The following is a 13,126-nucleotide window of genomic DNA, read 5'->3' on the forward strand; positions in this document are numbered from 1 at the left end:
GTGCATGTCCAGTCCTGTTTCCCATCGTTCCAGCCTGGTGTTCCTCGCGATCACCTTGCTGACCTTCCTGGCCGCTTCCAGCGCGCCGACGCCGTTGTACCACCTGTATCAGGAAGGCCTGCATTTTTCGGCGGGCATGCTCACGCTGATTTTCGGTGTCTACGCCTTGAGCCTGCTGGCGGCGCTGTTGACCGTCGGTTCATTGTCGGACCACCTGGGGCGCAAGCCGGTGATTTTTGCCGCACTGGTCCTGGATATGCTGGCGATGCTGCTGTTTATCCACGAAGACAGCGTGGCCTGGCTGATTGCCGCGCGGACCTTGCAAGGGTTTGCCACCGGCATGGCCACCGCCGTGTTGGGCGCGGCACTGCTCGACACCGATCGCCAGCAAGGCCCGCTGGTCAACAGCGTGGCACCGCTTCTGGGTATGGCGTGCGGGGCGATGGGCAGCAGTTTGTTGGTGGAGTTCGCGCCATTGCCGACCCAGTTGATCTATTGGACGTTGCTGGCCTTGATGCTGTTGCAGGCCCTCTATGTATGGCGCCTGCCGGAAACCGTGGGCCGTATCCCCGGTGCTCTGGCGTCGCTGCGTCCGACCTTGCATGTACCGCCCCAGGCGCGCCGGGCGTTGTGGTTGTCGTTGCCGGTGGATGTGGCGGTGTGGGCGATGGGCGGGTTCTACCTGTCCCTCGCGCCGTCGCTGGTGCGGGCGGCCACCGGGTCGACCTCCAACCTGATCGGTGGCGGCCTGGTGGCGGTGTTGACCCTGAGCGGCGCACTGATGATTTTTACCCTGCGCAATCGCCCGGCCGATAAGGTATTACGGCTCGGCGCCGGGTTGCTGGCCATCGGGGTAACGCTGATCCTCACGGCGGTGCACAGCGCCAGCCTGCCATTGTTCTTCATCGCCACCCTGATCGCCGGCAGTGGCTTTGGCGCGGGTTTCCTCGGCGCCTTGCGCAGTGTGGTGCCGCTGGCGTTACCCCGTGAGCGGGCAGGCTTGATGTCGGCGTTCTATGTGCTGAGCTACCTGGCGTTCTGCCTGCCCTCATTGTTGGCGGGGAACCTGATTCGCAGCTTTGGCCTGATCGCGACCACCGACGGCTACGGCGCAGTCCTGATCCTGTTGTCCCTCGGTGCGTTGATCGCATTGCTGCTGCAGGATTCGGCGCGGGTCAGGGCGACGACAGGCGGCTGATGGGTAATAATCGGTGCTCCGTATTGGCCTGATCGAGATTCAAGCATGAAGATCATCCGCAGCAAGGACTTCACCGGCAGCCGTGCCTGGGAAGCGCTGGACATCGCCACTATGAATGGCATCACCACGCGCCTGCACTGGACCGACCAGCCCTATCGCTGGCATATCAATGACGGCGAAGAAGTGTTTGTGGTGCTGGATGGCCGGGTGCACATGCATTACCGCGATAATGGCTTCGAACGGGTGGCGGAGTTAGAAGTCGGAGACATCTTCTATGCCAGTGTCGGCACCGAGCATGTGGCCCATCCCCAAGGGCAGGCGCGCATTCTGGTGATCGAATGCGAAGGCAGTGTTTGACGCTATATTGGCAAAGTAGATAACAGATAGAGATATTACCCGTTATATAGATATTCGATACGGTTCTACCATGGTCTCAACCTCATGCGAGGAAGAGGATTGCCATCATGACCTGCTCGAATACCCTCAGCTATAAGCCTTTCAGTCACCTCACCCGTCCACGGGAAGTGATCCGCCAGTTCACACCGAACTGGTTTGCCGCCACCATGGGCACCGGCGTGCTGGCGCTGGCCCTGGCGCAACTGCCGGTCCCTCTGCCAGGCGTGCACGCCATCGCCGAAGCGCTGTGGTTTTTCACCCTAGGCCTGTTTGTGCTGTTCAGCGGGTTGTACGCAGCCCGTTGGGTGATGTTTTTCCACGAGGCGCGGCGGATTTTCGGGCACTCCACGGTGTCGATGTTCTTCGGCACTATCCCCATGGGGCTCGCGACGATCCTCAACGGCTTGCTGTTATTCGGCCTGCCGCGCTGGGGTACCGATGTGATACCGCTGGCCGAGGCGCTATGGTGGTTGGACGTGGCCATGGCCGTGGCCTGCGGCGTGCTCATCCCGTTCATGATGTTCACCCGCCAGGAACACAGCATCGACCAGATGACCGCCGTCTGGCTGCTGCCCGTGGTCGCCGCCGAAGTCGCCGCCGCCAGCGGTGGGCTGCTGGCACCGCACTTGGCGGACGCGCATTCGCAGCTGGTGATGCTGGTGACCAGCTACGTGCTGTGGGCGTTTTCCCTGCCGGTGGCGTTCAGCATCCTGACCATCCTGATGCTGCGCATGGCCTTGCATAAACTGCCTCACGCCAATATGGCCGCGTCGAGCTGGTTGGCGCTGGGTCCCATCGGCACGGGGGCGCTGGGCATGTTGCTGCTGGGGGGCGATGCGCCGGCGATCTTCGCGGCCAATGGCCTGCCGGGTGTCGGTGAAATAGCCAACGGCCTCGGGCTGGTGGCGGGCATTGCGCTGTGGGGCTTTGGCCTGTGGTGGATGCTGATCGCGGTATTGATCACCCTGCGTTACCTGCGCGCCGGTATCCCGTTCAACCTCGGCTGGTGGGGGTTTACCTTCCCACTCGGGGTGTATGCCCTGGCTACGCTCAAACTGGCGAGCCTGTTGCACCTGGCGTTTTTCAGTGTGTTCGGTAGCGTGCTGGTGGTGGCGTTGACGCTGATGTGGCTGATCGTCGCCAAGCGCACCGTGCAGGGCGCCTATAAAGGTGAGCTTTTTGTTTCACCGTGCATTGCGGGACTAGCGAATAAGTAAGCAGGATTAGGTAAAGTCGTGGCCTGAATGCTTTTACAAAAAAATAGGCCACGCAGGAACACGGACGATGAGCCACCCCTCGCAATTCACTTTGCTGCGCACACGGCGTTTCCTGCCGTTCTTCATCACCCAGTTGCTGGGGGCTTTCAACGACAACATCTTCAAGCAATCGCTGATCCTCGCCATTCTCTACAAGCTCACCCTCGACGGTGACCGCTCGATCTGGGTCAACCTCTGTGCGTTGCTGTTCATCCTGCCGTTCTTCCTGTTCTCGGCCCTGGCCGGGCAGTTTGGCGAGAAGTTCAACAAGGATGCGTTGATCCGCGCGATCAAGATCGGCGAGATCGTGATCATGGCCGTCGGCGCGACGGGCTTCCTGACCAACCACCTGGAACTGATGCTGCTGGCGCTGTTTGCCATGGGCACGCACTCGGCACTGTTCGGCCCGGTGAAGTACTCGATCATGCCCCAGGCGTTGCACGACGATGAGCTGGTCGGTGGCAACGGCCTGGTGGAAATGGGCACGTTCCTGGCGATCCTGGCCGGCACCATCGGCGCCGGGATCATGATGTCGTCCACTCATTACGCACCGGTGGTGTCCGTGGCGATTGTCGGCGTGGCGGTGTTGGGTTACCTGGCCAGTCGCAGCATTCCGCGCGCGGCGGCGTCGACCCCGCAACTGCGCCTGAACTGGAATATCTTCAGCGAATCCTGGGCCACCCTGCGTCTGGGCCTGGGGCAGACGCCAGCCGTTTCGCGCTCCATCGTCGGCAACTCGTGGTTCTGGTTTGTCGGCGCGATCTACCTGACGCAGATCCCGGCGTACGCCAAAGAGTGGTTGTACGGCGACGAGACGGTGGTGACGCTGATCCTTACCGTGTTCTCGGTGGGTATCGCGCTGGGTTCGATGCTCTGCGAAAAACTCTCCGGCCGTAAGGTCGAAATCGGCCTGGTACCGTTCGGTTCATTCGGCCTGACCGTGTTCGGTCTGTTGCTGTGGTGGCACTCCGGCGGTTTCCCGCAGAACGTGCAGGCCAACGACTGGCTCGCCGTGCTCAGCTACGGTCAGGCCTGGTGGGTGTTGTTCGATATCCTCGGCCTCGGTGTGTTCGGCGGTTTCTATATTGTGCCGCTGTATGCGCTGATCCAGTCGCGTACCGCCGAGAACGAACGCGCGCGCGTGATCGCCGCCAACAACATTCTCAATGCGCTGTTCATGGTGGTCTCGGCCATCGTGTCGATCCTGTTGCTGAGCGTGGCCAAGCTGTCGATCCCGGAATTGTTCCTGGTGGTGTCGCTGCTCAACATCGCGGTCAACACCTACATCTTCAAGATCGTCCCCGAGTTCACCATGCGTTTCATGATCTGGCTGCTCAGCCACTCCATGTACCGCGTGGAGCATCGCAACCTGCAGGCGATCCCGGACGAAGGCGCGGCGTTGCTGGTGTGCAACCATGTGTCGTTTGTCGATGCATTGCTGATTGGCGGCGCGGTGCGTCGGCCGATTCGCTTTGTGACGTACTACAAGATCTATCGTTTGCCGGTGCTTAACTTCATCTTCCGCACCGCTGGGGCGATTCCGATTGCGGGGCGCAACGAAGACATCCAGATCTACGAAAAAGCCTTCACGCGTATCGCGCAGTATCTGAAGGAAGGGGAGTTGGTGTGCATCTTCCCGGAGGGCAAATTGACCGCCGATGGCGAGATCAACGAGTTTCGCGGTGGCGTAACGCGGATTCTGGAAGAGACGGCGGTGCCGGTGATTCCGATGGCGTTGCAGGGGTTGTGGGGAAGTTTCTTCAGTCGCGATCCGAAGAAGGGCTTCTTCCATCGCATCTGGTCGCGGGTGGTGTTGGTGGCGGGTGAGCCGGTGGATGGGCCGACACCTGCCAGGTTGCAGGAGTTGGTCGGTGGGTTGCGGGGGAGTGTCAGGTAGTGTTGGTTTTGGCTATACCGGCCTCATCGGGGGCAAGCCCCCTCCCATATTTTGATCTGTGAATACATTCAAACGGTGGGAGAGGGCTTGCCCCCGATGGCGGTAGTGGCTCAGGTGCTGATCTTGAGCCCAATCAGCCCACAAATGATCAACGCCACACTGGCCAGTCGAAACAACGCCATAGACTCGCCAAACAGGATAATCCCGGCAATCACGGTGCCTACCGCGCCCACGCCGGTCCAGATGGCATAGGCGGTGCCGAGTGGCAGTTCCTTCATGGCCAGCCCGAGCAGGCCGAGGCTGACGGCCATGGCGGCAATCGTCAGGGCGGTGGGCAGCGGCTTGCTGAAACCGTCGGTGTACTTCAGGCCGACGGCCCAGCCGACTTCAAACAGACCCGCAAAAAACAGAATGATCCAGGACATGATGACCTCCTAATATTAGGTGGGGTCGTCCCCGGATTAGGCGCTTGAGAGCGTCGCGGGGTCGTCCCCGCGAAGCCCGGTAGAGTGCCGAAAAGTGCTCGGCTGATCAAGTTTGCGGCGTGTTCTCCAGGGCCCGACGGTCTTCCTTTTCGCTCATGCGACGGAAGTAAGTCGACAGCAACGCCCCGGAAATATTGTGCCAGACGCTGAACAACGCACTCGGCACCGCCGCCAGCGGTGAAAAGTGCGCACTGGCCAGCGCGGCGCCCAGCCCGGAGTTCTGCATGCCCACTTCCAGTGCCAGCGACTTGCGCTGCGCCAACGGCAGCTTGAACACGCGGCCGGTGAAGTAACCCAGCAGGTAACCGAAGCTGTTGTGCAGCATCACCACGGCCATGATCAACAGGCCCGACTCGGCGATCTTCGCCTGGCTGGCGGCGACTACCGCCGCGACGATGATCACGATGCTCACCACCGACACCAGTGGCAGCACGTCTACCGCGTGGCGAACCCGATCACCGAGCACGCGTTGCGCCATTACGCCGAGCACGATCGGCAGCAGCACCACTTGCAGGATCGACCAGAACAACTCCATGAACGACACCGGCAGCCAGGCCGAGGCCAGCAGCCAGATCAACGCCGGGGTGAGCAGCGGGGCGAGGAGGGTGGTGACGGCGGCGATGGCCACCGACAGCGCCAGGTCGCCCCGGGCCAGCCAGGTCATCACGTTGGACGAGGTGCCGCTTGGGCAGCAACCGACCAGGATCACACCGACGGCAACTTCCGGCGGCAAGTGAAAGGCCTGGCACAGCAACCAGGCCACGCCCGGCATGATCACAAAATGTGCGACCACGCCCAGCGCCACGCGCCATGGATGGCGGGCGACTTCGGCGAAGTCATCGAGTTTGAGCGTCAGCCCCATGCCGAACATCACCAGGCCCAGCAACGGGACGATGGCGCTTTTGAGGCCGATGAACCAACCGGGTTCGAGGAAGGCGACGACGGCGAAAATCAACACCCAGTAGGCGAAGGTGTTGCCGACGAAGCGGCTCAAGGCGGCGAGTGCACGCATGGGGGTGTCCTTTGTTGTTGGATTGAATCAAATGTGGGAGGGGGCTTGCCCCCGATTGCAGTCTGTCAGTCATAGGTGTTTTAACTGACAGAACGCTATCGGGAGCAAGCCCCCTCTCACATTTTGATTTTCACATGGTTTAGATGCCCTGCGGCGTCTCTTCACCGCCCAGCGCTTCAAGCAACGCCGGCAGGAAGTCGCCGAACGTCAGCATCATCAGGGTAAAGCTCGCGTCCAGTTGGCCCAGGGCTTCTTCACCGCCGTCCTGTTCCGCCTGGTCTTGCAGCAGGTCTTCGAACTTCAGGCGCTTGACGGTCATCTTGTCGTCGAGCATGAAGGACAGCTTGTCCTGCCAGGCCAGGGACAGTTGGGTCACGACTTTGCCGGTGGTCAGGTGCAGCTGGATTTCTTCGCTGGTCAGGTCCTGGCGCTTGCAACGCACGATGCCGCCGTCTTCGTGGGTGTCGCGCAGTTCGCATTCGTCGAGGACGAAGAAGTCATCGGCCGGTTTCTGGGTGGTGACCCAGTCGGTCATGATCGCTGTCGGTGCGGTTTTCACCGTCAGTGGGCGAACCGGCAGGGTGCCGATCACTTCACGCAGGGTCGACAGCAGGTCTTCGGCGCGTTTCGGGCTGGCGGAGTTGACCAGGATCAGGCCTTGTTTCGGCGCGATGGCGGCGAAGGTCGACGAACGACGGATAAAGGCGCGCGGCAGGAAGGCCTGGATGATTTCATCCTTGATCTGGTCGCGTTCCTTCTTATAGACCTTGCGCATTTGCTCGGCCTCGATCTCTTCGACTTTCTCTTTGAGTGCGTCACGCACCACGCTGCCCGGCAGGATGCGTTCTTCCTTGCGCGCGGCGATCAGCAGGAAGTCACCGCTGACGTGAACCAGGGGAGCGTCTTCACCTTTACCAAAAGGTGCGACGAAACCGTAAGTGGTCAACTCCTGGCTTGCACAAGGGCGCGCCAGTTTGGTGGCCATGGCCGCTTCCAACGCCTCGGCATCAACAGGCAGATCTTGGGTCAGGCGATAGATAAGCAGGTTCTTGAACCACATGGGGTGAGTCTCTCCTTTATACAAAGGGGGGCATTATTCTCTTGATCACGCCCCAGGCCAACCCTGCCTAAGCCATTGGAAGCTATCAAAAAAAAGATTTAAGAAAGTGCTTGCCAGACCCTGGGTCGCTCCGTAGAATGCGCGCCACACCGAAACGAAGGGTGATTAGCTCAGCTGGGAGAGCATCTGCCTTACAAGCAGAGGGTCGGCGGTTCGATCCCGTCATCACCCACCATTCGCTTCATGTGTTACGCGCAGCGGTAGTTCAGTCGGTTAGAATACCGGCCTGTCACGCCGGGGGTCGCGGGTTCGAGTCCCGTCCGCTGCGCCATATTCGGTTACCTGGAACGCTGAACGCCAGGTCACCACAGAAAGCCCGCTCAATGAGCGGGCTTTTTGCTGTCCGGGATATGGAAAAAATCGCGCGGTAAACTTTTTTTAAATAAAGTACATTTAAATCAAGACATTACGATTTTTTGGTGTATGATGCGCCCACACCGAAACGAAGGGTGATTAGCTCAGCTGGGAGAGCATCTGCCTTACAAGCAGAGGGTCGGCGGTTCGATCCCGTCATCACCCACCATTCGCTTCACGTGTTACGCGCAGCGGTAGTTCAGTCGGTTAGAATACCGGCCTGTCACGCCGGGGGTCGCGGGTTCGAGTCCCGTCCGCTGCGCCATATTCGGTTACTTGGAACGCTGAACGCCAGGTCACCACAAGAAGCCCGCTCATTGAGCGGGCTTTTTTTCGTCTGCGATTTATCCTCCTAGTGCCTTGCCATTGTGCACTGCCTATTCGCCCTGAACTGTGCGGGTGCGTCATGACGTGGGGGAATACCCCTATGCACATTGGTTGATTGCGCCCTTGGCCGGTTAAACGTTTATCTATAGCCACGCGAAAGACTTCCAGGCGACTCACTGCAGCAGGATGCTGCGGTGCCCGCTCTCTAACACAAAAAATAGTCTGCAAGGGGAATGGCTCTACATGAAATATCCACTGCGTCCGTTGGTGTTCTGGCCAACTTTCCTGATCCTGCTGGCGGCGGTGATCGCCAGCTACGTCGACCTGAATGCATTCCTTGCGGTCAGCAAACAGCTCAACAACCTGATCCTGAAAAACTTCTCATGGCTGTTCAGCGCCGGCTCGTTTGCCATGGTGGTGCTGACCGCTATCGTCTACTTCTCCGCGCTGGGCAAAGTGCGTATCGGCGGTGAAGACGCCCAGCCTTTGCTGAGCAAATGGCGCTGGTTCATGGTGGCGCTCTGCACCACGCTGGCAGTGGGCGTGCTGTTCTGGACCACCGCCGAACCGCTCTACCACCTGTACGGCCCACCCACCAGCCTGCCGATCGAAGCGGGCAGCTCGGCGGCCAAGAGCTTTGCCATGTCGACGATGTTCCTGCACTGGACCATCACTCCGTACGCCATCTACCTGGTGCCGTCGCTGGTGTTTGCGCTGGTGTTCTATAACCGCCGCAGTAACTTCTCCATCGGCGCCATGCTCGAGCCGCTGCTGGGCGCAGCGCGAGTCAAGCGCTATGCCGGGCTGATCGACACCCTGGCGATGTTCGCGCTGGTGGCCGGCATGGCCTCGTCCCTGGGCACCGGCGCGCTGACCTTGGCCGGTGGCATGGCCCAATACATCGGCGGTGAAACCACCCCATTGCGCCTGGCCATCATCATCACGATCATCGTCATCACCTTTGTCGCCTCGGCCGCCAGCGGCTTGCAGCGCGGTATTGTGATGTTGTCGTCGTTCAACACCTGGATCATGCTCGCCTTGGGGCTGTTCGTGCTGCTGTGCGGGCCGACCCTTTACATGTTCAGCTTGGGCGTCGAGTCCCTCGGCGTGTACCTCGACACCTTCTTCAGCCGCAGCCTGTTCACCGGCGCCGCCAGTGGCGACACCTGGCCGCACAGCTGGACCGTGTTCTATTGGTCGGTGTGGTTTGCCTGGGCCCCGGTGAGTGCGCTGTTCCTCGGCAAGATCGGCCGCGGCTACACCGTGCGCGAATTCATCCACATCAACATGCTCTACCCGGCGTTGTTCACGGCGGTGTGGATCTGCATCTTCTCCGGCACCAGCCTCTACTTCGACGCGCTGGGTGATGGCAGCCTCAACCGTGTGTTGAACGAGCAGGGCGTGGAGCACGTGCTGTACCAGATGTTCCAGCAATTGCCGGCCAGCGGCTTGATGATCGCGTTCCTGCTGTTCGTGGCGTTTATCTCGTTCGTCACCGCGGCAGACTCCAGCACCGATGTGATCGCCAACCTGTGCAGCAAAGGCGTGACCGCCGATTCCGACCTGGACGGCAACCCGCTGCTGAAGATCATCTGGGGCCTGATCATCGGCTCGGTATCGTGGGTGATGGTCGCGTTTGTCGGTGTCGATGGCGTGAAGATGCTTTCCAACCTCGGTGGCTTGCCCGGGATGATCCTGGTGTTGCTGGCCAGTACCTCGCTGATCTTCTGGCTGAAGAACCCGGCGCTGCTCGATGTGAAAAACCTCAGGCCGACCACCGAGCCCGAGCTGCGTGGCGCCAGCCCCGTCGCGGCATTCGCCCGCTAAGCCCGACAACCTGTGTGTCTCCCCCGTACGCTCCCCTCCGGGCGCGGGGGAGCCGTTTGTTTGCAATAAACGCGTTTGGAGTTACCGATGGAAATCGTTACCGAGTTTGCCTACAAGATTCGTGAAATCGAGCACTGCCTGATCCCCTTGAAGGACGGCACGCAATTGGCCGCACGCATCTGGCTGCCGGAAGTCGCCGGCCCGCAAACCTTCCCGGCGATTCTGGAGTACCTGCCGTACCGCAAACGCGATGGCACCGCCGTGCGCGATGCGCTGACCCACCCGTGGATGGCGGGGCAGGGCTATGTGTGCGTGCGCGTCGATATGCGCGGCAATGGCGAGTCCCAAGGGCTGATGGCCGATGAGTACCTGCTGCAGGAGCAGGAGGACGCCCTCGAGGTGATCGATTGGCTGTGCCGCCAGCCTTGGTGCGACGGCAACGTCGGCATGATGGGTATCTCCTGGGGCGGTTTCAACGGCCTGCAAGTCGCGGCGCGCCAGCCCGAGGCGCTGAAGGCAATCATTACCCTCTGCTCCACCGATGACCGCTTCGCCGACGACATCCATTACAAGGGCGGCAACCTGTTGATGGAGAACTTCGGCTGGGCCGCCACCATGCTCAACTTCAGCGCGGCGGTGCCTGATCCTCTGTTGGTTGGCGACGACTGGAAAACCCTCTGGCACCAACGCCTGGAAGCCATGCCGCTGCTCGCCGAAACCTGGCTGCACCACCAGACCCGTGATGACTACTGGCGCCACGGCTCGGTGTGCGAGGACTACTCGCAGATCAAAGCCGCCGTCTACGCGGTGGGCGGTTGGGGGGACGCCTACCGCAATACCGTTTCGCGCCTGATGGAAAACCTGCCAGGGCCGAAGAAAGCCATGATCGGCCCATGGATTCACAAATACCCGCATTTCGCCGTGCCCAATCCGGCCATCGGCTTTCTGCAAGAAGCCAAACGCTGGTGGGATCACTGGTTAAAGGGCATCGATAACGGGGTGATGGATGACGCATCTTGCACCTTTTACCTACAGGATATTCTGCCGCCGAAGGGCAGTTACGCTGAGCGGCCGGGGATCTGGGTGCAGACGTCGGGCTGGCCGGATCCGCAGGTGCAATGGACCGATTTCAGCCTCGGCGAGCACGGCCTGACTGCCGGCGCGCAGCCCTTGGTCACGCCGCGCAGTATCTGCTCGCCGCTGACCACCGGCCTGCATCAGGGCGAATACTGTGCCATCTGGTTTGGCCCCGATGGCCCGACGGACCAGCGCCGCGATGACGCCAACTCGCTGTGCTTCGATTCCCAACCGCTGACCGAGCCCCTGGCGCTGCTTGGCGATGCGCGCCTCACGCTGCGTCTGGCCAGCGACACCGCCTGCGGGCAATTGGTCGCGCGCCTGAATGCGGTGGCGCCGGACGGCCAGGTCACGCAGATCAGCTACGGTGTGCTTAATCTCACGCTTCGCGAGGACCTTTCCCAGGTAACACCGGTCGTGCCGGGTGAAGCGATGGACGTGCACCTGAACCTCGACCACATCGGCATGCGCCTGCCCGCCGGCTACCGTTTGCGCCTGGCGCTGAGCACCGCGAGTTTCCCGCTGCTGTGGCCGAGCCGCGAACTGACCACGCTGACCTTGCTGCCGACCCTGCACAGCCTGCAGTTGCCGGTGTTCACCGGCGACGCGGTGGAGTGCCCGTTCGAAGTGCCACAATCGTCGACCCCGGCGAACCTGGAGGTACTGCGCGCCGCCGCGCCGAAACGCACCTTGATCGAAGACGTCGGCAGTGGCGAAGTCTGCGTGAAGATCGAAGATGACCTGGGCGCGATGCGCTTTACCGACCATGGCCTATGGGTGGACCAACGTTGCACCGAGCAATATCACACCTTGCCCTGGGACCCGCTGTCGACCCGTGCCGATATTGAATGGCACTACCGTGTCGGCCGTGACCAGTGGACGGTGGAAGTGGAAAGCCACTTGAGCGTGCACGCCGATGCCGAGTGGTTCTACCTCGAAGCAGAACAGACAGCCTGGGAAAACGGCCAACTGGAACACCGCCGGCAATGGAGTAAACGTGTGGCCAGGGTCGCGCTCTGAGCGAGCAACTGGCAGGATGCCTGCCAACGTGATCTCTGCGGGCCTGGGCAAACCCAGGCCCGTAATTGCCAATGGAATTGCTCATGTCGCGCCGAAACGTCGATCTTCCCCCGCTCAACTGCCTGCAGACCTTCGAAGCGGCGGCCCGTCATTTGAGCTTCACCCAGGCCGCCCATGAACTGAACCTGACCCAGAGCGCGGTCAGCCGCCAGGTCAAGCGACTCGAGGAGGACCTGGCCCGGCCGCTGTTTTATCGGCTGGCCCAGGGCCTGAGCCTGACCCCTGCCGGGGTGCGTTACTTCCGCACCATCCAGCGCCTGTTGCGCGAACTGGACCGTGAGTCCGCCGAGCTGCGCCGTCGCGGCGCCGATCGTCAGTTGACCCTGGCCAGCACGCCTACCATCAGCTCTATCTGGCTTGCCGGTTTATTGCCAGACTTCCAGCGCGAACACCCGGACCTGGATATCCGCATCCTGTGCAGCGATAACCCCGGCCGCCTGGATGTGAGTGAATATGACCTGGGCTTGTTCTATCACCTGGACGAACTCCCGGCGCCCCACGGCCTGGAACTGTCACCGGTGTTCGACAGCGAACAGGTCATCACCGTGTGCAGCCCTGGCTACATCGAGCGCCACGGCCCGATTCGCGATGCGCACCATCTGCTGCATGCCCACACCTTGCTGATCGTGGAAGACCACTATCACGACTGGCTGACCTGGACCGACTGGTTCGCTGACATCGGCGCCGACTACTACACCCCGCGCCATGCCTTGCGTACCAACAGCTATCAACTGTTGATGCAATCGGCGGTGATGGGGCACGGCGTCGCGCTGGGCTGGAAGAGCTTGCTGGAAAGTGACCTTGATTCCGGGCGCCTGCAAATGGCCTTGCCCCACACCATGCATAGCCGCGGCCGCCTGCATTTTATGCAACCCCACCACCGCAACCCGCCGTTGGCGGTGCGCAGTTTTCGTCAATGGTTGCTGGCTCAGGCCGCTGAGGCGGGGGGCGCGTTGACTGAGGGTCAAGGCTGAGCCGTTTTTTTCTTCTTGGTCTGGCGTGTCGCCAGGTGTTCAAAGCAAAAAGACGCGGTGCCGAACACCGCAATAAGGGTGAGTACGAGCATGCCGAGGGTTGAGTTTTCCACGGTGATTTCC

General features: G+C 61.1%; 11 protein-coding genes and 4 tRNA genes. 11 read left to right on the forward strand and 4 right to left on the reverse strand.

The features are described 5' to 3' along the window. Positions 1–4 precede the first annotated feature (4 nt). The 4 genes from BM403_RS29495 (at position 5) to BM403_RS29510 (ending at position 4,747) form a co-directional block, all read left to right on the forward strand. Positions 5–1,198 (forward strand): MFS transporter, encoded by a 1,194-nt coding sequence (locus BM403_RS29495; protein WP_093546640.1) that lies wholly within the window; start codon positions 5–7, stop codon positions 1,196–1,198. 45 nt (positions 1,199–1,243) lie between these two features. Further along, positions 1,244–1,555 carry a cupin domain-containing protein gene (locus BM403_RS29500; protein ID WP_012723137.1) on the forward strand — a complete coding sequence of 104 codons (312 nt, stop codon included), beginning with the start codon at positions 1,244–1,246 and terminating at the stop codon, positions 1,553–1,555. A gap of 107 nt (positions 1,556–1,662) precedes the next feature. After that, entirely contained in the window at positions 1,663–2,811 is a 1,149-nt protein-coding gene (locus BM403_RS29505; RefSeq protein WP_093546644.1) for a TDT family transporter, read from the forward strand. A gap of 67 nt (positions 2,812–2,878) precedes the next feature. Further along, on the forward strand, positions 2,879–4,747 hold the full coding sequence (locus tag BM403_RS29510; protein WP_093546647.1) for an MFS transporter: 1,869 nt from the start codon (positions 2,879–2,881) through the stop codon (positions 4,745–4,747). A 110-nt stretch (positions 4,748–4,857) separates the two neighbouring features. On the opposite strand, the gene sugE is transcribed toward BM403_RS29510, so the two are convergent. From sugE to rdgC, 3 genes are all read right to left on the reverse strand, one after another. Continuing rightward, positions 4,858–5,172 (reverse strand): quaternary ammonium compound efflux SMR transporter SugE, encoded by a 315-nt coding sequence (gene sugE, locus BM403_RS29515; RefSeq protein WP_010211634.1) that lies wholly within the window; start codon positions 5,170–5,172, stop codon positions 4,858–4,860. 106 nt (positions 5,173–5,278) lie between these two features. Further along, a complete protein-coding gene (locus BM403_RS29520) occupies positions 5,279–6,244 on the reverse strand; it encodes a bile acid:sodium symporter family protein (RefSeq protein WP_093546650.1) in 966 nt (321 codons plus the stop codon). Between the two features lie 139 nt (positions 6,245–6,383). Further along, positions 6,384–7,304 (reverse strand): recombination-associated protein RdgC, encoded by a 921-nt coding sequence (rdgC, locus tag BM403_RS29525; RefSeq protein WP_093546653.1) that lies wholly within the window; start codon positions 7,302–7,304, stop codon positions 6,384–6,386. A 159-nt stretch (positions 7,305–7,463) separates the two neighbouring features. Between rdgC and BM403_RS29530 the strand changes: the two genes are divergently transcribed. From BM403_RS29530 to BM403_RS29560, 7 genes are all read left to right on the forward strand, one after another. Next, positions 7,464–7,539 (forward strand) — tRNA-Val (locus BM403_RS29530). 19 nt (positions 7,540–7,558) lie between these two features. After that, positions 7,559–7,635 (forward strand) — tRNA-Asp (locus BM403_RS29535). Between the two features lie 176 nt (positions 7,636–7,811). Next, positions 7,812–7,887 (forward strand) — tRNA-Val (locus BM403_RS29540). A 19-nt stretch (positions 7,888–7,906) separates the two neighbouring features. Continuing rightward, positions 7,907–7,983, forward strand: a tRNA-Asp gene (locus BM403_RS29545). 305 nt (positions 7,984–8,288) lie between these two features. Next, on the forward strand, positions 8,289–9,872 hold the full coding sequence (locus BM403_RS29550) for a BCCT family transporter (RefSeq protein WP_043205103.1): 1,584 nt from the start codon (positions 8,289–8,291) through the stop codon (positions 9,870–9,872). 87 nt (positions 9,873–9,959) lie between these two features. Beyond that, complete coding sequence (locus tag BM403_RS29555) at positions 9,960–11,969, forward strand: CocE/NonD family hydrolase (RefSeq protein WP_012723269.1); 2,010 nt, start codon at positions 9,960–9,962, stop codon at positions 11,967–11,969. 83 nt (positions 11,970–12,052) lie between these two features. Continuing rightward, positions 12,053–13,003, forward strand: a complete 951-nt coding sequence (locus BM403_RS29560; RefSeq protein WP_093546656.1) for a LysR substrate-binding domain-containing protein — start codon at positions 12,053–12,055, stop codon at positions 13,001–13,003. Here the strand turns inward: BM403_RS29560 and BM403_RS32325 are convergent. Beyond that, entirely contained in the window at positions 12,994–13,116 is a 123-nt protein-coding gene (locus BM403_RS32325; protein ID WP_012723271.1) for a hypothetical protein, read from the reverse strand. The two genes, BM403_RS29560 and BM403_RS32325, sit on opposite strands and share 10 nt — an antisense overlap. Positions 13,117–13,126: the final 10 nt, after the last annotated feature.

It is taken from the genome of Pseudomonas sp. OV546, from assembly GCF_900116845.1.
Lineage (GTDB): Bacteria > Pseudomonadota > Gammaproteobacteria > Pseudomonadales > Pseudomonadaceae > Aquipseudomonas > Aquipseudomonas petroselini.